The organism is Bradyrhizobium sp. Unk1 (genome assembly GCF_059512345.1).
In genome coordinates, this window is the sequence record NZ_JCAMOP010000010.1 from 132,460 (window position 1) to 158,686 (window position 26,227).

Here is a 26,227-nt window from a genome sequence, read left to right on the forward strand (position 1 = left end):
GAATTTTAGTTCTGGAGCCCTTCTTGATGACCGGCACGTCCCCGTCCGATTTCGCCAAACGCCTGGACAAGACCGCTGATGACACCGAAGCCCTGCTTGGACGCCTGCTGGCGGACGACATCCTGCACGATGAGATCGCCCGTCCCAAGCGACTGATGGACGCAATGCGTTATTCGAGCCTCAACGGCGGCAAGCGTCTGCGGCCGTTCCTGGTGGTCGAGAGCGCCGCCGTGTTCGGCGTTCCCCGCGAGGCCGCCCTGCTCGCCGGCGCCGCGCTCGAATGCATCCACTGCTATTCGCTGATCCATGACGATTTGCCTGCGATGGACAATTCGGACCTGCGCCGCGGCCGCCCCACCCTGCACAAGAAGACCGATGACGCCACCGCGATCCTCGCCGGCGACGGCCTGTTGACGCTCGCCTTCGACATCATCACCCGCGATGAGATCCACCGCGACGCCAATGTGCGCCTCCTGCTGACGCGCGCGCTGGCGCGCTGCGCCGGCATCGGCGGCATGGTCGGCGGCCAGATTCTCGATCTCGCCGGCGAAGGCCGTTTTGGCGGCAACGAGCCGATCGATGTCGCCCGCATTCAGCAGATGAAGACCGGTGCGCTGCTGCGCTACGGCTGCATCGCGGGCGCGATCCTCGGCCAGGCCTCGCAAAAGGAATATCAGGCACTCGACGATTACGGCCGCGCGCTCGGCGAGGCCTTCCAGATCGCCGACGATCTGCTCGACGTCGAAGGCGATGCGGCGGCCCTCGGCAAGCCGGCCGGCGCCGACGCCGCACTCGGCAAGACCACCTTCGTCACCCAGCTCGGCATCGAAGGCGCCAAGCAGCGCGTGCGCGACCTGCTCGCGCGGGCCGACGGCGCCGTGTCGATCTTCGGCGACCGCGCCGCCGTTCTGCAGGCCGCCGCGCGCTTCGTCGCCGAGCGGAAGAACTGATGTAGCGCACCTCTCCCCGCAAGCGGGGCGAGGGAGCAGGCCGCCGCTGCGGCGACAGCGAGAGTTGAGCGAGAGGGCCGGAGCCATCATGGCCACCGACAAAGACGATCCCGTCCTCGTCCGCTTCCGCAAGATGTCGCGGCCGATGCGGCTGATTTACGCGCGGCCGCGCACCTTTATCGCGCTCGCTGCCGGCATCCTGGTCTGCTTGCTGCTGCCGGGATCGCACCGGCTGGTGACGCGGCTGCTGTTCGGCTGGGATGCGTTGATCGCGGTTTATCTCGTGCTGGTCTACGCGATGATGCTGTGCAACGACCAGCAGCACATCCGCCGTAGTGCCGCGATGCAAGACGACGGCCGCTTCGTGATCCTGCTGGTGACGGCGATCGGCGCCTTCGCCAGCATCGCTGCGATCGTGTCCGAGCTCGGCACGCCGCATCGCGGCGCGTGGGAGTTGACCATCGCGATCACGACCATCGCACTGTCATGGGCCGCCGTCCACACGACCTTCGCGCTGCATTACGCCCATGATTATTACCGGCACCCGCCGGGCGGGCTGCAATTCCCGAGCGGCGACAAGGAAGATCACGCCGACTATTGGGACTTCGTCTATTTCTCGTTCGTGATCGGCATGACCGCGCAGGTCTCCGACGTCGGCATCACCGACAAGACCATCCGCCGCACCGCGACGGCGCATGGCATCGTGTCGTTCATCTACAACACGGCGCTGCTGGCGCTGACAGTGAACATCGCGGCGAGCGCAATCTCGAACTGACGTCGTCCCGGCAAGCGCCGAGACGACGGCGTCGATGGCGCGATCCTAGTTGCACACCTCGGCATTGGCGTCGTTGCCGGGGCCGCCGCCGCCGCGATATTCGAGATGACAGCCGCGGTTGACCGGGCGGCAGCTGCCGCCATTGCAGAAAATCTGCCCGCCACCCGCGGCGCGGCCGGCGCCGGCGGCAGCCGCAATGCCCGCAGCGGCACCATAGCCGCCCGCCGCGCCACCAGCCTGACGGCGCTGCCGTGCGGGACGCTCATCGCCGTCGTCGCGCTTGGCGGTTGTACGCTTGCCGGATGCGGGCTTGGCCGTCGCAGGCTTGGCGATGCGCTCCTTCTGGCACTCATTGTCGTCGTTGATCGCATAGCCCTCACGGCAAACGATCTTCGTGCACTTGTCGCCGTCGGCCTTGAAGCCGTGCTCGCAGACCAGCGGGCAGACGCGTGACGGCTTTGACTTGACCGTATCGAGCGCATCTGTGCTCGCCACTTTCACGTCGAGCTTGGTGCCGGCATAGCGGTTGAACTGCGACAGCGACCGCTGCGAGGTCGTATTCCAGTTGCCGTCGGCTTGCCCTGAGAAGCAACCGACGCGGCCGAGCTCGGTCTGCACCGAGCGGCTGAGATCGGCCGGCGCGGTCGCGGGCGTCAGCGAAGCGACGCTGGTGCCAACGGGGCCCGCCGTGCTGGCGGGTGCAGCACCTGGCGCCGCGGCGGCGAGGTTGACGCGCTGCTGCTCGGCCGCGGCCGCCTGCTGCTGCGCCTGCTCCTTGGCCTTCTGCGCGGCGAGCTGCGCCTGCTCGGCGGCTTTCGCGTCGGCAGCGGCCTTGACCTGCGCATCGTTCTGCGCGCCGAGGGCGGCAAGACGATCGCGTTCGGCCTCGGCCTGCTTCGCCTTCTCGGTGGCCGCCGCATGGGCCTGCTCGGCCCCGATTTTTTCGACCTGAAGCTTGGCGAGATTCGCATAGAAGCCGTCAGGATGCTGGGCCAGGAATGCTTCCCAGGCCGGCTTGTTGCCAACCTGGAGGGCGAGCTCGTAGTCGCGGCGGATATCGGCCTGCGGATTCACGACAGGCGCCACCGGAGCGGCCGCCACCACCTTGACCGGTACCAGCGGCACGTCCTCGCCGCCGAGCGAGCCGTACACGAACGGCTCCTGCTTGTTGCCGGTCGACTTGAGCACGTCGTCACGCACGAAGCCGAAGGCGCGGCGGACGTCGAGGCCCGGCGTCGTCAGATGCTTCGACAGTGCCATGGTAAAGGGGCTGTTGGCGCCGTCGCCGTCCTGCGCCGTGAAGCCGGCCTTGGCCGAATAGGCGATCAGCGTGTTGGGGCTGTTCGGCTCGACCTGGGCCAGGCCGCGGCCAATGCCGCGCGAGACAACCGTGCGCTTCATGGTCTTGCCGAACGGATTATCGCGGCAGGCGTCGAGGATCACAAGGCGAAGCTGCTTTGCGGGCTCGACCGCAACCAGGACGCGGTCGAGCGACAGCCCCTGGTCGTAGACATCGGTGTCGCGTTCGAGCTTGGCGTCAACAGGGATCAGATAGTTCGAGCCTTCGACCTCGATGCCGTGGCCGGCATAGTAGACCACGGCGATGTCGGCATCGCGCGTCGCATCGGCAAAATCGCGCAGCAGGCGCCGCGTCTCCAACGCGGACAGATCATGCCGGGATTCCACGACGTCGAAGCCGGCGTCCTTCAGCGTCTTCGCCATCACTGCACCGTCATTGACGGGGTTCGCGAGCGACGGCGCGTACTGATACGACGAATTGGCAAGGACCAGCGCCACGCGCTTTCCGGCGAGAGCGGGCACAGCGCCGAACAAGAGAGCCAGAAAAAGCGGACAAAGTCCGAGCAGGCTACGCATGACAGAACTTCCAGAGATCGGGAGCAACTCGGTCGCCCTTTGGGGATTGCCTTAGCAGAATCCGCCATCGCACGTGTGATGGAGATCACGAAGACAATGCCTGCAAACTGCCATGGAACTCTTTAGTCTCGCCAGAGCGATAGCGGTTCGCTGGCGCAGGCCAAGTATGCGCTCAGTCACCCCCGATATGCCCCCGGTATTGCGGCAGCTCGTCGGTGATCTCATGCCAGGGCGCCTTCGAGCCCACGAAAATGTGGGCGCTCGGCCGGATCGAGGGGGCGTCAACCAGGGTTCCCATGGCGACGTGGACCCATTTCCCCTCGCGCACCCGGGAATAAAGCAGCGAGCCGCAATGGGCGCAGTGCGCGTCGTGGGTTGTGTCGTCGCCGAAGATGAGGCGCTGGTCCTCGCCACGGACGATGCGGAGCTTGTCCTGCACGATCCCGGCGAACGGCTTGAAGGCGGAGCCGGTGGTGCGGCGGCAATTCGAACAGTGGCAGTTCAGCGCGTAAGAGAACGCGTCCGCGACCTCGTAGCGCACGGCACGGCAATAGCATTCACCGGTGAGGATACGAGCGTTCGAATTTTCTGATCCGGTCATTCCAGCGTCCTCGCGCAATTGGCGCAGACACCCATAGCGCATTTTGATGTGTACGACTAAGTTTGCCCCGAGCCATCATTCAAAGGGGTGACCCATGAACCAGAACCGTTCGAGCGTCGAAGCCGTCGTGCAATCCTATTTCGACGGACTTTACGAGGGCGATGCCGAAAAACTCGGCGCGATCTTCCATCCCTCGGCCGATTTGCGCTGGGTCGAGAAGGGCGAGCTTCAGGTGTTGACCGTGCCCGACTGGCTCGACCGCGTCCGCAAGCGCCCCTCCGGCAAGGCCGAAGGCAAGCCGCGCGAGGATTTCATCGTCACCATCGACCGCTCGGATGACAAGACCGCCTTCATCAAGGTCAGGTGCCAGCTGCCGCCGCGCTTTTTCACGGATTATCTGGTGGCGATGAAGCTTGCCGACGGCTGGCAGATCGTGTCGAAGTCGTACCGGTATGACCTGAGGGAGTGAGGGCACCCTCGCACTGCCCGAAATCCGGCACACTCGCCCCGCATTCTCCGTCATTGCGAGCGCAGCGAAGCAATCCAGTCTGTCTCAGCGGAAAGATTCTGGATTGCTTCGCTGCGTTCGCAATGGCGATGTCTGAAAGTCCCCTATGCCTCTCGACCGCCGTACTCTGCTCGCCTCGCTCGCCTGGATCGCCGCCTCCCCCGCGCTCGCCACAGACGCACCGCCTGAGCTCGAATCCTACGAGCGCGAGAGCGGCGGGCGGATCGGGGTCTATGCCGAGAACCTCGCGACCGGCGTGAAGCTCACATGGCGCGCCGACGAGCGCTTCGTCATGTGCTCGACATTCAAGGCTTCGCTCGCCGCCTGCGTGCTGGCGCGGGCCGACCGCGGCGAGGAGCAGCTTGCGGCCATGATCCCCTACGGCAAGGCCGACCTGCTCGACTACGCACCGGTCGCCAAACAAAATCTCGCCGCCGGCACGATGTCGGTCACGGACATGTGCAAGGCGATCGTCGAGCTCAGCGACAACACCTGCGCCAACCTGCTCTTGGCGCGGATCGGCGGCCCCGCCGCGCTCACGGCCTTCTGGCGATCGCTCGGCGACACCACCTCGCGGCTCGACCACAACGAGCCCGAGCTCAACCGCTCACCGCCCGGCGATCCCCGGGACACCACGACGCCGGCGGCGATGGCCGGCAATCTGAAGCGGCTGGTGGTGGGCGAAGCACTATCGCCGGCCTCGCGGACCCAGCTCACCGAATGGATGGTGGGCTGCAAGACCGGCGCCAACCGGCTGCGCGGCGGCCTGCCGGCGGGCTGGAAGATCGGCGACAAGACCGGCAACAACGGCAAGGATGCGTCGGGCGATATCGCGGTCGTCTGGCCCAAGCTCGACAACAAGGCGGATGCGCCGATCCTGATCGCGGCCTATACCCAGGGCGGCACGCCCAACGCCGCGCAGATCGAAGCCGTGTTCGCGCGCGTCGGGCGCATGGTGGCCGAACGGCTGGCGTGAGCCGCGACGCATTGACCTTTTGGCCGCTTCCGGGCCAAGACAGGCCATGATCGCAGCGAAATTTCAGACCTTTCTCATCCTGCTCACGGTGCTGGCCGGTACCGCGCTGGTCGCCCGCCGCTTCAACATCGCGCCCGCCATTCTCCTGATGCTCTCCGGCGTCGGCCTCGCCTTCGTGCCGGGCATGCCGCCGGTGGAACTGCCGCCGGAACTGGTGCTGCTGATGGTGCTGCCGCCGCTGATCTACTCGGCGAGCGTCGCGATGAGCTGGCGCGAGTTCAGGAACAATCTGCGGCCGATCGTGCTGCTCGCGGTCGGCGCGGTGATCTTCACCGCGGCGCTGGTGGCCGCGGCCACGCATTATGTGATCGGCCTGCCCTGGACCATTGGCTTCCTGCTGGGGGCCATCGTCGCGCCGCCCGACGTGGTGGCGCCGCTCGCGATCGCGCGCCGGCTGAACATGCCGCGCCGGATCCTGGTCGTCCTCGAAGGCGAAGGGCTCGCCAATGACGCGACCGCCCTGATCCTCTATCGTTTCGCGCTTGCGGCCATCATGGTCGGCCATTTCTCGCTGCCGCTGGCGGCCGGCGAGTTTCTCCTCATCGTCGCCAGCGAGATCGCCTTCGGCATCGGCATTGGCTGGCTCTCCCTGCGCTTCCGCAAATGGTCCAGGGATCCGCAGGTCGAGCTGACACTGTCACTGCTCACGCCCTACGTGTCCTACTGGCTGCCCGAGCATGTCGGCGGCTCCGGCGTGATCGCGACCGTCGCCTGCGGCCTCTATGTGAGCTGGAACGGCCCGCTCCTGATCTCGGCGTCGACGCGCCTGCAAGGCATCTTCTTCTGGGACCTCATCATCTACATGATCGAGGGCCTGCTGTTCCTGCTGACCGGCTTCCAGATGCGCGCGCTCTACGAGAAGTCGAAGGCGTTTCCACTCGACGATATCATGATCGCGACCGCCGTGGTTTTGACGGTCATCGTCATCGCACGCTTCGCTTGGCTCTATCCTGCGATCTATCTGCCGCGGATCTTGAGCAAGAGCTTGCGCAAGCGTGATCCGTCGCCCCCCTGGCAATGGGCGTTCACGCTCGCCTTCACCGGCGTGCGCGGCGCAGTGTCGCTGGCGGCCGCGCTGGCGCTGCCGTTCACGTTGCCTGATGGCAACCCCTTCCCGTATCGCGACCTGATCCTGTTCGTCGCCTTCGGCGTCATCTTCGTGACGCTGATCGGCGTCGGCCTGACGCTGCCGCCGGTGGTGCGCTGGCTGGGTGTCGCCGAGGCCGGCCGCAACGAGCATGTCGCCGAGCACGAGGCCGAGATCGCGGCGCGCCGCCAGGCCCTCGAGGCGGCGCTGAAGTCGCTCGACGCAATGACCGAAGAGAAGGATGTATCGGACGAGGTGATGCGGCTCCTGCGCGCGCGTCACGAGATTCGTGTCAACCAGCTTCCGGATTCACTCGACCCCAATCATCACGACGTCTCCGCCGCCGGCACCGCCCTGACCCGCGACCTGATCGTCGCCGAGCGAAAGTTCATCCACGACCTGCTGCGCGACGGCCAGATCACCGACGAGACACGGCGCCGGATCGAGCGCGACCTGGACCTGGAAGAGGCAAGCCTGGCGAACAGGGAGTATCGGGGGGTGCCGTTGTAGCTTCTTCGCCATTGCGAGCGAAGCGAAGCAATCCAGACTGCTGCCGTGGAAAGACTCTGGATTGCTTCGCTTCGCTCGCAATGACGGCAGCGCCAACTATCGCCTCTCGCAAAATTCTCCCACCGCCGCCGCGACGGCGCCCGCAATCATCTCCTGCCGCTCCGACGAGTTCATCGCCATCTCCTCGTCGCGGTTGATGATCGAGCCGGCTTCGAGCAGCACTGCCGCGCTTCTCGTTCGCGACAGCACGATGAGCCCGTCATAGCGGTAGACGCCGACATCCTTGTCGAGCAGCTGGCGCCGGTAGCGGCCCATCACCGGCAGGGTGTATTGGCTGGCATAGTGCAGGCCCTGCTCCTTCAACTGTCTGCCGATCATCCGGGCCAGCTTCAGGCTGGTGGTGAAGTGCGGATTGCGCTCGGACACGAACAGCGAGTGACCCGAGAAGCGGTCGCTGAAATAGCTCTTTGCGCCGTCGAATTCCCAGGTCTCGAGCAGCTTGTCCGGTACTGAGTCGTGATGGATCGACAGCACGAGATCGGCCCGGCCGTCATTCGCGGCACCCACGCGCTTGAACAGGCTCGGCCGCGCCTTGCCGTCCGTGACGAGCAACCGGGTTGCGGTAAAGCCTTCGGATTTGAGTTTTGCCGTGACCAGCCTTGCGAGCCGAAAGTTGAAGCCGAACTCCGGATCATTGCGCGCGCTCAACGCGCCGTAGGAGTCCGGGGTGTGCCCGACGTCGACGACGATCCGGAATTTTCGCGGCTCGCATTTCTCTGGTGCCAACGCCCTGGGCTTGGCCTTTGCAGCCTTCCGCGTCCCGGCCGCCTGGCTATGGTCAGGTGACCATGACCAAAACGCGATCAGCGAAAGAGCAATAGCGGCGATAGCGCGCCACGGCCTCCTCACACCGGCCTTTCCCCCTTCACCGTCACGCGCGTGCCCGAACGCGTGTGCGGCCAGTAGTCCCACATCGCGCGGTGCTGAGTGCAGCGGTTGTCCCAGAACGCGATGGCGTTCTCGGTCCAGCGGAAGCGGCACTGGAACAGCGGGTTCTCGGCGTGCTGGTACAGATAGGCCAGCATCGCATCGCTCTCGTCGCGCGGGATGTCGTTGATGTGGCGGGTGAAGCCGCGGTTGACGTAGAGCGCCTTCCTGCCCGTCACCGGATGCGTGCGCACCACGGGATGCTCGGCGCTCGGATAGGACGGACGATCGGCGACGCCGTAATTGGCATAAAGCCCGCGATAGATCGGCTCGCCGTCATGCAGCGCGGTCAGCCCGTCGAGATAGGCCTTCATCCGATCCGACAGCGCCTCATAGGCCGCGTACATGTTGGCGAACAGCGTGTCGCCGCCGCGCGGCGGGCACTGCTTGATGTAGAGGATCGAGCCCATCGGCGGCTCGAGATCGCAGGACACGTCCGAATGCCAGCCCTCGCCGTTCGCCCGCGGCGAGTTCTTGTCGGCGTAGATCTTCATCAGCGCCGGATCCTCGTCCTCGTGCGGCGCGGCAGGATGGAAATGCAGCTCGCCGAACTTGCGGCCGAACGCGAGATGCTGTTTGGGCGTGATGTCTTGATCGCGGAAGAAGATGACGAGGTTTTCGGCAAGCGCGCGGTGGATCTCGTCCATCTGCCGGTTGGAGCGGGCATCGCCATCGACGAGGCTGCCGATATCGACGCCGGATATTTCCGCGCCAATGATGGGGGTGAGCTTTTCGACCGCGATGGTCTCGTAAGCCGCGCCGTCTTCGGCCGTGTGGCGGTAGCGCGGACCCTGCTTGCCGGCGAGTGAGCTCATGGCATGTCTCCCGATCGTTTGATTGGAGACATCGTAGCCCGGATGGAGCGAAGCGCAATCCGGGAACGGTTGCTCAGCCTGCGAGAGGCCCCGGATTTCGCTGCGCTCCATCCGGGCTACGACCTCGCAAAAAATTAAGGCGGGTTACGCCTTGCTAACCCGCCTTCCGATTCGATTTTTGGAGACGCTTACTCCGCCGCGGTCACCGGGACCTTGGCGCCCTGGCCGTAGCGCTGCTCGATGTAGTCGATCACCAGCGCCTTGAAGTCGGCCGAGATCGTGGGCCCACGCAGCGTCCGGAACTTCTTGCCGTCGACGAACACTGGCGCGGCCGGCGCTTCGCCGGTGCCGGGCAGCGAGATGCCGATATTGGCGTGCTTGGATTCGCCGGGGCCGTTGACGATGCAGCCCATCACGGCGACGTTGAGCTCTTCGACGCCGGGATATTTCGTCTTCCAGCTCGGCATCTCGTCGCGGATGAAACCCTGGATCGAACTTGCCAGCTCCTGGAACGTGGTCGAGGTGGTGCGGCCGCAGCCGGGGCATGCCGCCACCAGCGGCACGAAGGTGCGGAAGCCCATGGTCTGGAGCAGCTCCTGGCCGACCTGCACCTCGCGGGTGCGGTCGCCGCCGGGCTCGGGCGTCAGCGAGATGCGGATGGTGTCGCCGATGCCCTGCTGCAGCAGGATGCCGAGCGCGGCCGAGGACGCGACGATGCCCTTCGAGCCCATGCCGGCTTCGGTCAGGCCGAGATGAATCGCGTAGTCGGAACGGCTGGCGAGATCCTGATAGACCGCGATCAGATCCTGCACCGCCGAGACCTTTGCGGACAGGATGATGCGATCCTTGGGCATGCCGAGTTCTTCGGCGCGGGCGGCCGAGAGCAGCGCCGATTGCACCATCGCCTCGCGCGTCACCGCGCGCACGTCGCGCGGATTGGCGGACGCGGCGTTCTCGTCCATCAGCTTGGTCAGCAGCTCCTGGTCGAGCGAGCCCCAATTGGCGCCGATGCGGACCGGCTTGCTGTTCTTGTTCGCGATCTCGATGATGTCGGCGAACTGGGTGTCGCGCTTATCCTTGAAGCCGACATTGCCCGGATTGATGCGATATTTGGCGAGCGCTTCGGCGCAGGCCGGATAGGCCGCGAGCAGCTTGTGGCCGATATAATGGAAGTCGCCGATCAAGGGCGTGGTGATGCCGCGCTTGGCGAGGCCGTCGCGGATGTGCGGAACGGCAGCGGCAGCCTCCTCGCGGTCCACGGTGATGCGGACCATTTCGGAGCCGGCGCGCGCGAGCGCTGCGACCTGGGCGATGGTGCCGTCGATGTCGGCGGTGTCGGTGTTGGTCATCGACTGCACGACGATCGGCGCGCCGCCGCCAACGGCGACGTCGCCGACCTTGACCTGGGTGGTCTTGTGCCGGGGCGCCGGGCCCGCGATGTCGGAATCGAGAGGGTTTTCGAGCTTGTTCATGGGGTCCAAATATCAGGTTTTGGTGACGTTGAGCAATGCATCGCGCGGCGCCGCAGCCGTTGAGCTGGGACGGTTAACCAGAAAAAGCCCAGCAATTACAAGGATCGCAGCGGCCCCGAATGTCAGGCTCAAGGTGTCGTGCATGATGAAATAGCTACCCACCACGCCAAACAAAGGGGTGATGAAGGTAAAAGCCGACAATTTGCTGGCCGAATAGGTCTTCACCAGCGCGAACCAAAGCGTGAACGTGGTTCCAACCACCCAGATCGCCTGGAAGGCCATCAGGCCGAGCGACAGCGGCGACGGGGTGTGGGTGATGGTCTCCCCAAACAGCCAGGCGGCGGTGCCCAGGATCGGGATCGAGGTCGCGACCTGATAGCCGAGGGCCTTTTCCGGCGCCGCGAAGCGCAGCCTTGTGCCCTTGGCGACCAGCGTGGTCGCCGCCCAAAGCCCTGCGCCGGCCACGATCAGGAGGTCGCCGAGCAGGATGTGCGAATCCACATTGGGCTGCGGCACGCCGATCGCGAGCGCAACTCCGGCAAAGCTCACAGCCAAGCCCAGCCATTGGGTGCCGCCGAGCCGCTCGCCGAGAACCTGGTAGGACCCGAGCGCGACGAAGAACGGCGCCGTGTAGAGGAACACCACCGCGCGCGAGGCCGAGGTCAGGCGCAGGCCCTGGAAAATCAGCACGAACTCGACGCCGAACATCAGCCCGGCGGCGAGGCCCGCCTTCCAGGTGCCGTCGCGCTCGAAGAATTTGACGCCGCGCAAGCTGCCGACGATGAACAGCACCGGCAGCGCCCCCATCGAGCGGATCATCGCCTGGAGCATCGGCGGCACCTCCGGCAGCACCAGCTTCACCGCGATCTGATTGAAGCCCCAGGTCAGGCACAGCATCAGCATCAGGGCGATGGCGCCGGCACTGAGGGGGCGACCGGCGGACGGTATGGCTTGTGGTGCGGACATTTCTTCCCGAATACCGGCTTGCGCCGTTGTTGCTTTATGCAGCTTTCTGACAATGGGCGCAGACGCCCGTGATCTCCACCACGGACAGTTTTGGTGCGAAGCCTGAGCTGCGCGCGGCGGCATTGAGGTCCTTGGCGAAGGACGCCGACGGGATCTCGCCGACCAGGCCGCAGCGCTCGCAGATCAGGAACGCCACCGCCGAGGTCGCGTCGTGGTCGTGGGCGGCGCAGGCGAGATAGGCGTTGCGGCTTTCGATGCGGTGCACGAGGCCGTTGGCCATCAGGAAATCGAGCGCACGGTAGACCGTGATCGGCGCCGGCCGCGGCATCGATTTGGCCAGCTCGTCGATGATCTCATAGGCGCCGAGCGGGCGGTGACTGGAGAGCAGCGCCCCCAGCACCTGGCGGCGGATCGGCGTGAATTTCTGCGCGCGCTGCTCGCAAACCGCCTCGGCATGCGCCAGCGCGTCCGCGGTGCAGCGGCCGTGATCGTGGTCGGGCGTCGGAAATGCCGGCTTTGCGAGGGTCATGTGGCCTGCCTTCTAGCATTTCGGCCGTGGAACCCAAAGCGCGACCAGGAATGCGCCTGTCAGCCATGCTCTTGCTGCGGGACAGCGTCCCGTTAATCCGCCACGAAATAATCATAAGCTTGCTTATTATAGTCAAGCTCATTGGAGACAACGTTATGACCCGCGGGTCCGTCGACCAGAACTTCCTGTTCACGCTCGGTGAACTCTACCGCCTCTTGCGGGTCTATGCCGACAAGGAGGCCTCGCGCTTCGGCATCACCCGCGCCCAATGGGCGGTGCTATCCAAGGTCGAGCGCAGCGAAGGCATGAAGCAGTCGGAACTCGCCGAGTTGCTGGAGATGCAGCCGATCACGCTGACGCGCTTGATCGACAAGCTCTGCGATAGCGACTGGATCGAGCGCCGCAGCGACGCCTCGGACCGCCGCGTCAAGCGCCTCTATCTCAAGAAGGCCGGCCGTGCGCTGCTTGGCAAGATGAGCGGCCTGAAATCGGAACTCACGGCGAACGCACTCGACGGCATCAGCCCGGCGGACGCCCACCGTCTCCTCACCCAACTCGAAACCATGAAGGAAAACGTGCGTAACGCGATCCAGACATCCGGCGCGGAACAAGCGCGTAAGGAGCAGCGCTATGGCTGATCAGGTCCTCAAGTTCCAGCCCGAGCAGAAGAGCGACAGCGGCAAGCCCACCAAGAAAGCCGGCACCGATCCGCGCCGCCGCCTGGTGGCGGGCCTGCGCCGCTATCGCCGCTTCCTGCTTCTGGTCGTGCTGCCGCTCGTCGTCGCCGTCGGCGGCCTCACCTTCTATCTCAACGGCGGCCGCTATGTCGGCACTGACGATGCCTATGTCGGCGCGCAGAAGGTCCTGGTGACGCCCGACATCTCCGGCAAGATCCAGAAGGTCGTCGTGAGGGAAGGCCAGACCGTCAAGCAAGGCGACGAGCTGTTCGAGATCGATCCCGTGCCGTTCCGCCTCGCGGTGGACGAGGCCAGGGCGCAGCTGATGCAGGCGCAGTCGACCTATGACAATCTCCGCGCCAACATCAAGATCTACGGCGACATGCTCAGCCTTGCGCAACAGGGCGTCGATCTGAAGCAGCGCGACGTCGAGCGCAAGCAGGCGCTGGTGAAGAACAGCTACGGCTCGCAGCTCGACCTCGACAACGCCGCGAACGCGCTGGTCACGTCAGGTTCGATCGCGCAATACGTCAAGCAGCAGATCTCGACGGCCAAGACGCAGCTGCTCGGCGACACCGACCTGCCGCTGGAGAAATTCCCGCCTTACGCGCAGGCCAAGTCCAAGCTCGACAATGCCGAGCGCAATCTCGACCACGCCGTGGTGCGGGCATCGATGGGCGGCGTTGCAACGCAGGTCGAGCAGATTCAGCTCGGGCGCTACGTCACCGCCGGCACGCCGGTGTTCTCCATCATCGACGTCGCCCACCCCTGGGTCGACGCCAATCCGAAGGAGAGCGACCTCACCCACGTCACCGAGGGACAGCCTGTCACGCTCGAGGTCGATGCGTTCCCGAACCACGTCTTCAAGGGCAAGATCGGTTCGCTTTCGCCCGGCACCGGCGCGCAATTCGCGATCCTGCCGCCGCAGAACGCCACCGGCAATTTCGTCAAGGTGGTGCAGCGCGTGCCGATCAGGATCTATTTCGACGAGACCGACAAATACGTGCGGAAGCTGAAGGCCGGCATGAGCGTCTATGCCACCATCGACACCGGCCACAAGCGCTCGCTCGCCGGCCTGTTCGGATTGTCGGCGACGGCGAACCAGGACAAAGATTGAGACAAGGACTGATCCGATGTCCGGCCCCAATGCCAGCCTGATGGTCCCCGGCCTGCGCCGGAACATGGTGACGATCTGCGCCATGACCGCGACCATCATGCAGGCGCTGGACACCACCATCGCCAACGTCGCCTTGCCCTACATGCAGGGCACGCTGTCGGCCTCGCAGGACCAGATCAACTGGGTCTTGACCTCCTACATCGTCGCCGCCGCGATCATGACGGCGCCGGTCGGCTGGATCGCCAACCGCTTCGGCCGCAAGCGCATCTTCATCATCTGCGCGGCCGGCTTCACCTTCGCGTCCGTGCTGTGCGGGCTGGCGCAGGACATCAACCAGATGGTGCTGTTTCGTCTGCTGCAAGGCGTGTTCGGCGCAGCCCTGGTGCCGTTGTCGCAGTCGGTCATGCTCGACTATTACACGCTCCAGGAACGCGCCAAGGCGATGTCGATCTGGGGCATGGGCGTGATGATGGGCCCGATCATGGGACCCTCGCTCGGTGCCTGGTTGACCGAGACCTATTCCTGGCACTGGGTGTTCTTCGTCAATTTGCCGTTCGGCGCCATCACCGTGCTCGGCCTGATCGTCTTCATGGACGAGACCAAAAAGGATATCAGCCTCAAATTCGACTGGTTCGGCTTCGCCGCGCTGGCGATCGCGATCGGCTCGCTTCAACTGGCGCTGGACAGGGGCGAGCAACTGGGCTGGCTCGAATCCAATGAAATCATCGCGGAGTTCATCGTCTCGGCCGTCGCCTTCTACTTCTTCCTCGCGCACTCCTTCACGACCTCGACGCCGTTCATCCGCTTCGCGCTGTTCAAGGACCGTAACTTCGTCACCGGCTGCATGTTCATGGTCGTGATGGGGCTCGTGCTGTTCTCGACCATGGCGCTGGCCTCGCCCTACATGCAGAACGTAATCGGCTATCCCATCATTACCGCCGGCCTGCTGCTGGCGAGCCGCGGCTTCGGCACCTTCTTCGCCATGATGCTGGTCGGCCGCATGATGCGCTATATCGAGGCGCGCACGCTGATCATCACCGGCCTGACGCTGACCGCGGGCTCGCTGTTCCAGATGACCGGGTGGACCGACCTGACCCAGGTGCCGGAGATCGTCACCGTCAGCGTCATCCAGGGCTTCGGCTTCGGCCTCGTCTTCGTGCCGCTCTCGACGGTGGCGTTCCTGACCTTGTCGAACGAGCTGCGCACCGACGGCACCGCGATGCTGACCCTGATGCGCAACGTCGCGAGCTCGGTCGGCATCTCCGTCGTCATCGCCGAGCTGACGCAGGGAACGCGGCGGACCTACGCGATCCTGTCCGAATACATCAACCCGTTCAACCACGCGCTCCAGATGCCCAGCGTCAGCGGCATGATCGATCTTTCCACCAACACTGGCCGCGCCATGGCCGACAGGATGGTCAGCGTACAGGCGCAGATCATCGCGTTCGCGCACGACTATATGCTGGTGATGATCTTCATCCTCTGCACCATCCCGCTCGCCTTGTTGATCGGCTCGACCAAGGCCACGCTGCGCAAGCAGGCGGCCGGGCCGGAACATGCGGTGATGGAGTAGGCACAGGTGTCATGCCCCGGCTTGACCGGGGCATCCAGTACGCCGCAGCGTCTCCGAATCCCACAAACGTCTCTGGAATACTGGGTCGCCCGGTCAAGCCGGGCGACGACAGCGAGCGGGCGGCACGAGCTTCTACAACAACTCCTCGCAGCCCAAATCCTCGACCGCCATCATCACCCGTTCCAGATTGTTCCACCAGATCACCGGCGGGATGTTGACGCTCCACTGCCAAACCGGCTTGGTGATGTGCCAGAGCACCGACAGACGATAATCCTGATCGAGCGCCCCGCGCGTGTAACCGCTGACGCCGTTGGCTATCAGCGTCTCGTGGTAACGATTGAGCAGCGCCCGCTCGAGCGCCTGCCTGCGATCTGGATACCATTGCATCGCCATCATGTAGGCGAGGTCGGTGGTCGGCACGTTGATGCCCCAGAGGTCGAAATCGAAGATGCGCACGCTATCCGCGACGCTGGCGCGCGGCAGCAGAAAATTCCAGGTATGCGCGTCGCCGTGAGTGATCGTAGCGTGGCGGCGAGAGTGGTAACGCTGGGATAGCCGGACCGACTGATCGATGAGGCGGCGGTAGAGGATGCGGCGCTCTTCGCTGAGGCGGTCGCCGAGCAGGTCGGCGAAGCGATCGTAATGGCCGGCGAAAGTCTCCATGTGGCTTGCGCTGTCCTCAGTGCTCGCCCAGGTGCCGGCAGTCTCGCCGAGACCGGGATGGTCCCACCACGCTGCATGCATGCGGGCCAGCGTGGTGGCGATCGCCATCGCCGGCGCGCGCGAGGGCGGCAGCGGCCATTGCGTCGCGATCTCATGGCTGTCGGTGAGGTCCTCGAGCAGCAGATGCCAGGTCTGGCTCTCTTCGTCGAAATGACCGTCGAAACAGCGCGGCACGAGCCCCGGCGGCATCTGCGGCGCAAGCTTCGTGTAGAAGGTCACTTCGTGCCGGCCGCCATTTGCAAGCGTCTTCGCGAAGGCGGAATGCGCGGTCTTCAGGATCAGGGATTGCGGCGCACCCGCAGACTCCCCGACATAGCGCAAGCCGAGTCGCACGATGTGCGACAGAATCGTGTCACGCTCATGCAGCACCTTCACTTCGCGGACAGCGCCACGATCCAGCGCGCCAGCCTTGCGTAACGCAGCTGTAAGCTGAGCAGGCTCAGTGATCCCCGTCAGTTGCGGATTGGTCATGAAAGCCACGATGCCCCCGTCCCGCGCCATACTGCACGATCACGACCCCGGGCACCAGCCGCAGACCTCGCGCCCGACTCAAGCCGCAGCGGTCGAGTCGCGCACGGTCCTCACCACGACCGACCGCAGCGATTCCAGGTTGGCCGCCATGCCCGCAATCGCCTGCCTCACCTCCGTGGCGCGCTCGTCCACCGAGGCGGCGTCGCGGCTGACATTGGCGATCTTGGCCGAGACCTCCTTCGCAGCGGATGCCGATTCGGAAATCGACCGCGCGATCTCCCGCGTCGCGGAGTCCTGCTCTTCCATCGCCGCCGCGACCGAGGTCGCCACGCCGTCGATCTCGACGATGTGGCCTCCCATCGTCTCGACGGCATCGACCGCGGCCTGGGTCGAGGCCTGAACCTCGGCGATCAGGCGCCCGATCTCTTCGGTGGATTTGGCGGTCTGGTCGGACAGGGATTTCACTTCGGCCGCAACCACCGCAAAGCCGCGGCCGGCCTCGCCGGCCCGCGCGGCCTCGATCGTGGCATTGAGCGCCAGGAGGTTGGTCTGGCCGGCGATGCCGCCAATCAGGTCGGAGACCTCCGCAATCTTCTTCACCGCGCCCGCCAGCGCCTGGATGGTCGAACGCGCCTGCTCGCGGCCCGCGACCGCCGATTTCGTGACCGTGCTGGTCCGCGCCACCTGCGTTGCGATGTCCCGGATCGAGGCGCTCAGTTCTTCGGCCGCGGCCGAGACGGTCTGCGAACTGCCCAGGGCCTGGGTGGACGCCGAGGCCACCGCCTGCGACTCCGCGGACAGCGACCGGGCGATCTCGGACAGGCTGGAGGCGGCCCGTTCGACGCCCTGGCTCGCCACGCTCGCAGAATCGACCGAGCGGCCGGTCTCGCGCTCGACGGTCTCGGCCATCTGGTGCAGGGCACCGCGCTTGGCCGTCGCGGCCTCCTGTTCCTTCCGCAACTGCTCCTCGCGCAGGCGCGAATTCTCGATCGCCCCTTGCTTGAACACCTGAAGCGCCCCCGCCATCGAGCCGACCTCGTCCTGGCGATGCGCGAAGGGGATCACGGCAGCGAGATCGCCGGTCGCGAGCTTCTGCATCGTGTCCGTCATGCGCACGATCGGGCGCACCACGCCAAGCGCGACGCTGAGCAGGCCCGCGGCAATGAGGGCCAGGACGGCCGCGGAGACGCCGAGGAGAATATAGAGGATCGAGCTGTCGCGTTCGGCGGCCAGCTTCTCCATGTCGGCATTCTGCTTGTTGGCGCTCTCGACGATGCTGTCGATGACGGCGCGGTGTGCGGTATAGGCGCCCTTGAGCTGTGCATAGGCGCGTTCGGCGCCGGCCACGTCCTTGGCTTTGAGGGCCGGCAGGAGCTGGTCGGACAGAAGCCTCCAGAACTTCTGCACCTCGGCGTCGGATTTCGACACCAGCGCCGTCTTCAGATCGGTGGAGAGGCTCGAGGTGGTCCAGAATGCCTTGCGCTCGTCGTAATCCTTGCGGAGCTGGACTAGGCGTTCGCCATGGGCCGCCAGTTGGTCCGGCTCGCGCATGGCGAGCGTGGCCTCGAGATAGGCTTCGATCACATATTCGGGCGGCGGCAGGATGTCCGCGATGAGGTCGTTGCCGAGCTTGATGTCGGAATAAAGCGGACCGCCGACCTTGAGCTCGCGCAGGGCGTAAAGGCTGGTCGAGACGACGGCAGTAAAGCCGATGGCGAGAACGATCCCGAATGCAATGACCGCAGAAGAAAGCGAGAGACGAATTTTCATGGAGCAATCCAATGGCGCAGGTCGAAATCCGAACGGACCCTAAACAACTGCGGTAAACACGGGATTGCTTCGCGCGGAAATTGTATCCCGCGGGCACCGGAAAATTACGGAAACAGGACGTCAAACAGTCGGTTTTGAGTCAGCGAGACTGGCTCACGGCACGGAGAGAAACCTCCCAGCCCCGATTCAACGCGGCAACCAGCTCAGTTGCGCTGGATGAGAAACGCGTGGCGGCCGCCGATATCGCCGTCACGCGTTGCTGCCTCACATGTCGAAGAAGACCGTCTCGTCGTCGCCCTGAAGCCGCAGGTCGAGCCGATAGACCGCCTTCCCCGCCTCGCGCGTCGCGACCAGCGTCGCGCGTCGATCGGCCGGCACCAGTCCCAGCACGGGATCGGCGGCGTTACCGGCCTCGTCGCTGAAATAGATGCGGGTGTAGAGATGCCGCAGCATGCCGCGGCCGAACACCGCAAGCACGATGTGCGGCGCCTGTGGCTTGCCGTCGGGATCGGGCACCGCGCCCGGCTTGACGGTGTCGAAGGAATAATTGCCGTCCTTGTCGGTGCCGCAGCGGGCAAAGCCGCGGAAGCTGGCATTGGGCAGCGCGCGCTTGTCCTGGGGGTCGGCGAAGCGGCCCTGCGCATCCGCCTGCCAGATCTCCAGCATGACGTCGGGCACCACGACGCCGTCGCCGTCGAACACGCGGCCTTCGATGCGGACGCGATCCCCGGTGACGTCGGGCGTCAGCGTCGAGTTGGTGAACGCGTCGTTCCAGGCGTATTCGCCGGTCGGCGTCAGGCCGTATTTGAAGAACGGACCGACGGTCTGCGACGGGGTGATCCCGTCTGGCTTCACAGAATCCTGCACCTTAGTGGTTCTCCATGGGCGTGGCGTTCTTGCCGCGCAGCACGATGTCAAAGCGGTAGCACAGCGCCCATTCGGGCTGGGTGTTCTCGAGGTCGAATGACGACACCATCCGCGCCCGCGCCTTTTCGTCCGGCACCGAATTGAAGATCGGGTCGAACGGGAACAGCGGGTCGGCAGGGAAATACATCTGCGTCACGAGGCGCGTGACGAAGGAATGCCCGAACACCGACAGATGGATATGCGCGGGACGCCAGGCGTTGTGGTGATTGCCCCAGGGATAGGCGCCGGGCTTGATGGTGACGAAACGGTAGTAGCCGTCGGCATCGCTCACGGTGCGGCCCGCGCCGGTGAAATTCGGATCGAGCGGCGCCGGATGCTGGTCGCGGACGTGAACGTAGCGGCCGCAGGAATTGGCCTGCCAGATCTCGACCAGCGAGTTCGGCACGCCGCGGCCGTCCTCGTCGCGGACATGGCCATGCACGATGATGCGCTCGCCGATCGGCTCGCCGGTATGCTGGGTGGTGAGATCGGCATCGCCCTCGCGCACGGTCTCGTGGCCGTAGACCGGGCCGGTCAATTCCGACAGCGTGTGGCGCATCGGGATCAAGGGCTTGTTCGGCGCGCGCTTGATCGAGCTCTTGTATTCGGGCGACAGCGGCAGCGGATGCGCCTTGTTGCTGTCGACGGGGTAGATGAATGTCATTGGCGAACTCCTCCCCGGCCATTTTGCTCCGGCCGGTCAACGCTTCCCCCGATCATTATAGAACATAACTAATCTAGGGAAGCGGGTTTGGCAGGCGTCCTGCGCCCGGCAGGACCGCCCTATTTGATCGGCGGACGCGGCAGCACGGCCTCACCGGCCTCCAGCCGGTAGGTGTGGTCGAGCGAATACCAGGGCGTCGCGACGTCGAGCGCGGTCGGATGCGGCGTGTCATGGCGTTGGAACTTGCCGATCAGCGCCTGCGTCACCCCGAACTGCACGTCGCTGTCGATATGCGGGTCGGCGGGGTCGTAGACCTGCGAGATCAGCACCTTGAATCCGGGCTTGAAGACCAGCGCGTGCAGATGCGCGGGCCGATAGGGATGCCGGCTCTGCGCCTCGAGCAGGCGGCCGACCACGCCATTGGTCGGGATGGGATAGCCGACCATCATCACCGAGCGGAAGGCGAAGCGCCCATCCTGGTCGGTCGTGAACTTGCCGCGCAGGTTCATGTCGGCCTGATCAGGGTCCTGGTTCTCGTAGAGACCGACCGGCGAGGCGTGCCAGACATCGACCTCCGCACCGGCGACGGGACGGCCGTCTTTGTCGACGACGCGGCCGCTGACGAACAGCGGCGCGCCCGGCGTCTCCGAGCGCACGATCGAGCCGCCATTCTCGACCCGCGGCGAGTTCAACCGCCAGAACGGGCCGAGCAGCGACTGATCGGTTTCGGTATTACCCTGATCGCCGTTGTTGAGCAGGCACACCAGCGGCGAGACGCCGAGCGAGCCCGCCATCAGCACGACTTCGTTGTGCGTATCGGTCGTGAGCTTGCCGAGCTCGGCGATGACAGCGGTCGCGTCCCGGAACTCCTTCTCAGTCAGGCGGACATCGCGGACGAAGGCGTGCAGATGCTTGACCAGGGAGACCATGATCTGGCGCAGCCGCGGATCGGACGTCCGCTCCATCACCGCCAGTGCCGCGGCCGTGACGTCCTGCTCGCGCTCGATGATCATGGGGCAATCTCCAACCATCCGGTCGTTCCGGGCGCAAGTGGCAGGAGCGGCCCGGACTCTTCGCCTCTCCCCGCCTATGGGGAGAGAGGCCGGAATTTGCGACAGCAAATTCCGGGTGAGGGGGACTCTCCGCGAATCCGACTGACACCGTCCTTGCGGAGACTCCCCCTCACCCCAACCCTCTCCCCGCAAGCGGGGAGAGGGAGAGGAGAGAGTTCAGTTCAACTTCTCGATCGCGACCGCAACACCCTGGCCGACGCCGACGCACATGGTGGCTAGCGCGAGCTTGCCGCCGCGCTTTTCCATGCCGTGGACGGCGGTGAGCGCGAGGCGCGCGCCGCTCATGCCGAGGGGATGGCCGAGCGCGATGGCGCCGCCATGCGGATTGACGAAATCGGCATCGTCGGCAACGCCGAGCTGGCGCATGCAGGCGATGCCTTGCGAGGCGAAGGCCTCGTTGAGCTCGATCAGGTCAAAATCGCTGATCTTCTTGCCGAGACGCTCCATCAGCTTGCGGGTCGCCGGCACCGGGCCGATGCCCATGATGCGCGGCGGCACGCCAGCCGAGGCGAGGCCGAGGATGCGGGCGCGCGGGGTGAGGCCATGCTTCTTCACGGCGGCTTCAGAGGCCAGGATCATCGCGGCGGCGCCGTCATTGACGCCGGAGGCGTTGCCGGCGGTCACAGTGCCGGGATTGCGCACGATCGGCTTCAGTTTTGCCAGGCCTTCCAGCGTGGTTTCCGGGCGCGGATGCTCGTCCTTGTCGACCGTAATCGGGCCGGCCTTGCCGCCGGGGATGGTGATCGGCGTGATCTCCTCGGCGAAATAACCCGCCGCGATCGCCGCGCCCGCGCGCTGCTGCGAACGGATGGCGAAGGCGTCCTGGTCAGCGCGCGAGACCTGGAATTCCTCGGCGACGTTCTCGCCGGTCTCCGGCATGGCGTCGACGCCATACTGCGCCTTCAACAGCGGATTGATGAAACGCCAGCCGATGGTGGTGTCAAAAATCTCGGCGGAGCGCGAGAAGGCTTCCTGCGCCTTGCCCATCACGAAGGGCGCGCGGGTCATGGATTCAACGCCGCCCGCGATCGCAAGCTCGATCTCGCCGGAACGGATGGCGCGGCCGGCCGCACCGACCGCGTCCAGGCCGGAGGCACAGAGCCGGTTCAGGGTCTGGCCGGGAACCGAATCCGGCAGGCCCGCAAGCAGCAGTGCCATGCGCGCGACGTTGCGGTTGTCCTCGCCGGCCTGGTTGGCGCAGCCGAAGAAGACTTCATCGACCTGTGCCCAGTCGAGATTGGGATGCTTGGCCATCAGCGCCTTGATCGGGGCCGCCGCGAGGTCGTCGGCGCGTACCTTGGCGAGCGAGCCGCCGAAACGGCCGATCGGGGTCCGCACGGCATCGCAGATAAAGACGTCACGCATCGTTGTTCTCCCTGAATGCCGCGGTCCGGCCCAAATTCTTCAATGTCCGCGGAGTTTTAGGAGGGCGCCCGCGGCAGGTCAATTGACGGTTTCTTGCGTGTTCCGAGGGGTGCGCACGCTGCCAATGCATGCCGCGGTGCGGACAACGTGGAAAACCTCCCCTCGCCGGCCAAACCGGTAGGAGCAGGAGGCGAAATTTTGTAGGTTGCGCCGCCCATGACAATGCAACAGCCGATACCTGTGCCGCCCCCTGACGAAGCGCCCACGCTGCCGGCGGAAGCCATCGCGCGCGTCACGCCGATGATGGAACAGTACCTTGAAATCAAGGCGGCTCATCAGGGCCTGCTGCTGTTCTACCGGATGGGCGACTTTTACGAGCTGTTCTTCGAGGACGCCGAGATCGCGTCGAAAACGCTCGGCATCGTCTTGACCAAGCGCGGCAAGCATCAGGGCGCCGACATCCCGATGTGCGGCGTGCCGGTCGAACGTTCCGAGGATTATCTGCATCGCCTGATCAGCGCCGGCCACCGGGTCGCGGTGTGCGAGCAGACCGAGGATCCCGCCGCGGCGAAAGCGCGCGGCAACAAGAGCGTGGTGCGCCGTGGCGTGGTGCGGCTGGTCACGCCGGGGACGCTGACCGAGGACACGCTGCTCGATGCGCGCGCCAATAATTATCTGCTGGCGATCGCGCGCGCCCGCGCCTCCGGTGGCGGCGACCGCTTTGGGCTCGCCTGGATCGACATCTCGACCGCCGAATTCACGGTGATGGAATGCTCTAGCGGCGAACTCGTCGCGACGCTGGCGCGCATCAATCCGAACGAGGCGATCGTCACCGACGCGCTCTACAATGACAGCGAGCTCGGACAGACCTTGCGCGAGCTGCCGGCGGTGACACCGCTGACCCGCGACGTCTTCGACGGCGCCACCGCGGAAAAACGCCTGTGCGATTATTTCGCCGTCGCGACCATGGACGGGCTGGCGCAACTGACGCGGCTGGAGGCTACGGCAGCAGCAGCAGCCGTCACCTATGTCGACCGCACCCAAGTCGGCAAGCATCCGCCGCTGTCGCCACCCGCGCGCGAGGCCTCGGGCGCGACCATGGCGATCGATCCGGCCACCCGCGCCAATCTCGAACTGACGCGAACGCTCGCCGGCGAACGCCGCGGCTCGCTGCTCGACGCCATCGACTGCACGGTGACCTCGGCCGGCTCGCGCCTGCTGGCGCAGCGGCTCGCGGCGCCGCTGACGGACGCGCCCGCAATCGCGCGGCGGCTCGATGCCGTCAGCGCCTTCGTTGCGGACTCCGCTGCGCGTGAAGACATCCGCAGCATCCTGCGCGGCGCGCCCGACATGTCGCGGGCGCTGGCCCGTCTTTCAGTCGGCCGCGGCGGACCGCGCGACCTTGCCGGCCTGCGCGACGGCATCATCGCCGCCGACCAGGTGCTGGCGCGGCTTTCCGAGCTCGACCAGCCGCCGCAGGAGATCGCGGTGGTGATGGCGGCCTTGCAGCGTCCGTCGCGCGAGCTCGCATCCGAATTTGCCAGCGCGCTGGACGAGCAGCTGCCGCTGATCAAGCGCGACGGCGGCTTCGTGCGCCAGGGCTACGAGCCCGCGCTCGACGAAACCCGAAGCCTGCGTGACGCCTCGCGCCTCGTGGTGGCCTCGATGCAGGCGCGCTACGCCGATCATACCGGCGTCAAGGGCCTCAAGATCCGGCACAACAACGTGCTCGGCTATTTCGTCGAGGTCACCGCGCAGCACGGCGACAAGCTGATGTCGGCGCCGCTGAATGCGACCTTCATCCATCGCCAGACGCTGGCCGGACAGGTGCGCTTCACGACCTCGGAGCTCGGCGAGATCGAAGCCAAGATCGCCAATGCCGGCGACCGCGCGCTCGGACTCGAGCTCGAGATCTTCGAGCGGCTGTCCGCGAAGGCGCTTGATATCAGCGACGATCTGCGCGCCGCCGCCCATGCCTTCGCGCTGCTCGACGTTGCGACCTCGCTGGCCAAGCTCGCGATCGACGACAATTACGTGCGGCCTGACGTGGATGACTCCCTCGGCTTTGCGATCGAGGCCGGCCGCCATCCCGTGGTCGAGCAGGCCTTGAAGCGCAATGGCGAGCCATTCATTGCCAATGCCTGCGATCTCTCGCCAACACCCGCGCAAAAGTCCGGCCAGCTCTGGCTGCTCACCGGTCCCAACATGGCCGGTAAATCGACCTTCCTGCGCCAGAACGCGCTGATCGCGCTCCTGGCGCAGATCGGCAGCTTCGTGCCGGCGACGCGCGCGCGGATCGGCATCATCGACCGCCTGTTCTCGCGCGTCGGCGCCGCCGACGATCTCGCGCGCGGCCGTTCCACCTTCATGGTGGAGATGGTCGAGACCGCAGCAATCCTGAACCAGGCCGGCGAGCGTGCGCTCGTGATCCTCGACGAGATCGGCCGCGGCACCGCAACGTTCGACGGCCTCTCCATCGCCTGGGCCGCGATCGAGCATCTGCACGAGAGCAACCGCTGCCGCACGCTGTTCGCCACGCATTATCACGAGCTGACCGCGCTCTCGGCAAAGCTCCCGCGGATGTTCAACGCGACGGTGCGGGTGAAGGAATGGCAGGGCAATGTCGTGTTCCTGCACGAGGTGCTGCCGGGCTCGGCCGACCGCTCCTACGGCATCCAGGTCGCCAAGCTCGCCGGCCTGCCGCCGGCGGTGATCACGCGCGCCAAATCGGTGCTGGCAAAACTCGAGGCCCAGGATCGCGGCCAGACCGCCCGGGCGCTGGCCGACGATCTGCCGCTGTTCGCCGTGCCCTCGCGCGCCGCCGCGGAAGCCGCGCCGCCAAGCGAAGCCGAGCTCCTGATGGAAGCGGTGAAGGGCCTGCACCCCGACGAGATGTCCCCGCGCGAGGCGCTGGACGCGCTCTATGCGCTGAAGGCCAAGCTGCCGAAGTAGTTCCCGCGACGTGTTCGCCGGCGTACTGGCCGTCAGCGGCCCGCCCTGGCGAACGGCTCGATCAGCTTCAAGGTGGCGGCGAGGCGGATGCTGCGCTTGCCGGCAAGCGCGGTCGCTTCCATTTCGGCGCCCTTGTCATCGCAGCGGCCGGAGAAGCCGATCCCCACCTCATAGCCACCGAACAAGGGATGCTCGCTCTTCGCCGGCGTGTGTTCCTGATTGACGAATTCGCCCTTCCAGCGACCGTTCGCCGACGAATAGGCGCCGAGATAATAGAAGAAGGCATCGCCGCCGAGGATGCGGCCGTCGCGCAGCAACATCACGCCGGTATGGCCACCGGTAATTCCATCAAGCATCCGGGTGTCGATCGAATAGAGTCCGCTGACGATGCCGCCGTCGCCCACCGCACCGGGCGGCGGAACGTCATCGTCGCCGAGCGGCGTCATCACGGCGCGAAACACCGAGGCGTCCTCGACCACTTCTCCCTCGAAGCGGTAGAGCTTGCCCAGCTGTCGACCGCGAAAGCTGATTGTGACGGCGTCGGAACTAACCAGCGACCTGTGCTGCGGCGATCGGCTGTGGCGCTTCGTCCGAAGCCTGGCGACGATTTCGCCGTCCACAATCTCGTAGGTGCCGAAGTGCGCGAAGGCCGTGTTGCCGCCAAGCATTTTCCCGGCATGGGCGTACAGCACGCTGCGGCCGGAGCCGTCGTTGATATCGTATTCGACCTTGTACAATCCCTCCACCACACGCCCCGATCTTGCTCTGTTGCCAGTTTAGCGGGTCTGCCCGCCCCGGTAACTAACTATCCTGACGCAGGGCTGA

General features: G+C 65.6%; 23 protein-coding genes. 9 read left to right on the forward strand and 14 right to left on the reverse strand.

The window, feature by feature from the left end:
• Positions 1–26 precede the first annotated feature (26 nt).
• Positions 27–950: a polyprenyl synthetase family protein gene (locus tag AC5ZFO_RS15030; protein WP_028149141.1), complete on the forward strand. Its 924-nt coding sequence runs from the start codon at positions 27–29 to the stop codon at positions 948–950.
• Positions 951–1,038: 88 nt separating this feature from the next.
• Entirely contained in the window at positions 1,039–1,725 is a 687-nt protein-coding gene (locus tag AC5ZFO_RS15035) for a DUF1345 domain-containing protein (protein ID WP_282522521.1), read from the forward strand.
• A 45-nt stretch (positions 1,726–1,770) separates the two neighbouring features.
• Here the strand turns inward: AC5ZFO_RS15035 and AC5ZFO_RS15040 are convergent, their stop codons facing one another.
• Both AC5ZFO_RS15040 and AC5ZFO_RS15045 read right to left on the reverse strand, forming a co-directional pair.
• Complete coding sequence (locus AC5ZFO_RS15040) at positions 1,771–3,600, reverse strand: caspase family protein (protein WP_282522522.1); 1,830 nt, start codon at positions 3,598–3,600, stop codon at positions 1,771–1,773.
• Positions 3,601–3,772: 172 nt separating this feature from the next.
• Positions 3,773–4,201 carry a GFA family protein gene (locus AC5ZFO_RS15045; RefSeq protein ID WP_282522523.1) on the reverse strand — a complete coding sequence of 143 codons (429 nt, stop codon included), beginning with the start codon at positions 4,199–4,201 and terminating at the stop codon, positions 3,773–3,775.
• Between the two features lie 94 nt (positions 4,202–4,295).
• Between AC5ZFO_RS15045 and AC5ZFO_RS15050 the strand changes: the two genes are divergently transcribed.
• The 3 genes from AC5ZFO_RS15050 to AC5ZFO_RS15060 all read left to right on the forward strand — a co-directional run bounded on the left by AC5ZFO_RS15050 (position 4,296) and on the right by AC5ZFO_RS15060 (position 7,342).
• Positions 4,296–4,670 (forward strand): nuclear transport factor 2 family protein, encoded by a 375-nt coding sequence (locus tag AC5ZFO_RS15050; RefSeq protein WP_282522524.1) that lies wholly within the window; start codon positions 4,296–4,298, stop codon positions 4,668–4,670.
• A gap of 145 nt (positions 4,671–4,815) precedes the next feature.
• Positions 4,816–5,685, forward strand: a complete 870-nt coding sequence (gene bla, locus AC5ZFO_RS15055; RefSeq protein ID WP_282522525.1) for a class A beta-lactamase — start codon at positions 4,816–4,818, stop codon at positions 5,683–5,685.
• 46 nt (positions 5,686–5,731) lie between these two features.
• Positions 5,732–7,342 (forward strand): Na+/H+ antiporter, encoded by a 1,611-nt coding sequence (locus tag AC5ZFO_RS15060; RefSeq protein ID WP_282522526.1) that lies wholly within the window; start codon positions 5,732–5,734, stop codon positions 7,340–7,342.
• Between the two features lie 96 nt (positions 7,343–7,438).
• Here the strand turns inward: AC5ZFO_RS15060 and AC5ZFO_RS15065 are convergent, their stop codons facing one another.
• The 5 genes from AC5ZFO_RS15065 to AC5ZFO_RS15085 form a co-directional block, all read right to left on the reverse strand.
• Complete coding sequence (locus AC5ZFO_RS15065; protein WP_282522641.1) at positions 7,439–8,230, reverse strand: N-acetylmuramoyl-L-alanine amidase; 792 nt, start codon at positions 8,228–8,230, stop codon at positions 7,439–7,441.
• A 17-nt stretch (positions 8,231–8,247) separates the two neighbouring features.
• Positions 8,248–9,144 carry a TauD/TfdA dioxygenase family protein gene (locus AC5ZFO_RS15070; protein ID WP_496122206.1) on the reverse strand — a complete coding sequence of 299 codons (897 nt, stop codon included), beginning with the start codon at positions 9,142–9,144 and terminating at the stop codon, positions 8,248–8,250.
• A 188-nt stretch (positions 9,145–9,332) separates the two neighbouring features.
• Positions 9,333–10,616 carry a flavodoxin-dependent (E)-4-hydroxy-3-methylbut-2-enyl-diphosphate synthase gene (gene ispG / locus AC5ZFO_RS15075; protein ID WP_282522528.1) on the reverse strand — a complete coding sequence of 428 codons (1,284 nt, stop codon included), beginning with the start codon at positions 10,614–10,616 and terminating at the stop codon, positions 9,333–9,335.
• 12 nt (positions 10,617–10,628) lie between these two features.
• Positions 10,629–11,582 (reverse strand): DMT family transporter, encoded by a 954-nt coding sequence (locus tag AC5ZFO_RS15080; RefSeq protein ID WP_282522529.1) that lies wholly within the window; start codon positions 11,580–11,582, stop codon positions 10,629–10,631.
• A 34-nt stretch (positions 11,583–11,616) separates the two neighbouring features.
• A complete protein-coding gene (locus AC5ZFO_RS15085; protein ID WP_282522530.1) occupies positions 11,617–12,111 on the reverse strand; it encodes a Fur family transcriptional regulator in 495 nt (164 codons plus the stop codon).
• Between the two features lie 155 nt (positions 12,112–12,266).
• Between AC5ZFO_RS15085 and AC5ZFO_RS15090 the strand changes: the two genes are divergently transcribed.
• The 3 genes from AC5ZFO_RS15090 to AC5ZFO_RS15100 are packed head-to-tail and all read left to right on the forward strand — an operon-like array spanning position 12,267 to position 15,478.
• The gene (locus AC5ZFO_RS15090) at positions 12,267–12,749 is read left to right on the forward strand and encodes a MarR family winged helix-turn-helix transcriptional regulator (RefSeq protein WP_282522531.1); all 483 of its coding nucleotides are present in this window, start codon (positions 12,267–12,269) and stop codon (positions 12,747–12,749) included.
• A complete protein-coding gene (locus tag AC5ZFO_RS15095) occupies positions 12,742–13,905 on the forward strand; it encodes an HlyD family secretion protein (protein ID WP_282522532.1) in 1,164 nt (387 codons plus the stop codon). The genes AC5ZFO_RS15090 and AC5ZFO_RS15095 overlap by 8 nt, the downstream gene beginning before the upstream one ends.
• A gap of 16 nt (positions 13,906–13,921) precedes the next feature.
• Positions 13,922–15,478, forward strand: a complete 1,557-nt coding sequence (locus tag AC5ZFO_RS15100; RefSeq protein ID WP_282522533.1) for an MDR family MFS transporter — start codon at positions 13,922–13,924, stop codon at positions 15,476–15,478.
• A gap of 132 nt (positions 15,479–15,610) precedes the next feature.
• Here the strand turns inward: AC5ZFO_RS15100 and AC5ZFO_RS15105 are convergent, their stop codons facing one another.
• From AC5ZFO_RS15105 to pcaF, 6 genes are all read right to left on the reverse strand, one after another.
• A complete protein-coding gene (locus tag AC5ZFO_RS15105; RefSeq protein WP_282522534.1) occupies positions 15,611–16,702 on the reverse strand; it encodes a phosphotransferase in 1,092 nt (363 codons plus the stop codon).
• Positions 16,703–16,750: 48 nt separating this feature from the next.
• Positions 16,751–18,442, reverse strand: a complete 1,692-nt coding sequence (locus AC5ZFO_RS15110; protein ID WP_282522535.1) for a methyl-accepting chemotaxis protein — start codon at positions 18,440–18,442, stop codon at positions 16,751–16,753.
• Between the two features lie 264 nt (positions 18,443–18,706).
• Positions 18,707–19,309 carry a protocatechuate 3,4-dioxygenase subunit alpha gene (gene pcaG, locus AC5ZFO_RS15115; RefSeq protein ID WP_282522536.1) on the reverse strand — a complete coding sequence of 201 codons (603 nt, stop codon included), beginning with the start codon at positions 19,307–19,309 and terminating at the stop codon, positions 18,707–18,709.
• 1 nt (position 19,310) lies between these two features.
• A complete protein-coding gene (gene pcaH, locus AC5ZFO_RS15120) occupies positions 19,311–20,012 on the reverse strand; it encodes a protocatechuate 3,4-dioxygenase subunit beta (protein WP_282522537.1) in 702 nt (233 codons plus the stop codon).
• Positions 20,013–20,131: 119 nt separating this feature from the next.
• Complete coding sequence (locus tag AC5ZFO_RS15125; RefSeq protein WP_282522538.1) at positions 20,132–21,025, reverse strand: dioxygenase family protein; 894 nt, start codon at positions 21,023–21,025, stop codon at positions 20,132–20,134.
• A gap of 216 nt (positions 21,026–21,241) precedes the next feature.
• Complete coding sequence (pcaF, locus tag AC5ZFO_RS15130; protein WP_027542154.1) at positions 21,242–22,450, reverse strand: 3-oxoadipyl-CoA thiolase; 1,209 nt, start codon at positions 22,448–22,450, stop codon at positions 21,242–21,244.
• Between the two features lie 216 nt (positions 22,451–22,666).
• Between pcaF and mutS the strand changes: the two genes are divergently transcribed.
• A complete protein-coding gene (gene mutS, locus AC5ZFO_RS15135) occupies positions 22,667–25,402 on the forward strand; it encodes a DNA mismatch repair protein MutS (protein WP_282522539.1) in 2,736 nt (911 codons plus the stop codon).
• A 32-nt stretch (positions 25,403–25,434) separates the two neighbouring features.
• Here the strand turns inward: mutS and AC5ZFO_RS15140 are convergent, their stop codons facing one another.
• Positions 25,435–26,151, reverse strand: coding sequence for a hypothetical protein (locus AC5ZFO_RS15140; RefSeq protein ID WP_282522540.1), 717 nt, complete (start codon positions 26,149–26,151; stop codon positions 25,435–25,437).
• Between the last annotated feature and the right edge of the window lie 76 nt (positions 26,152–26,227).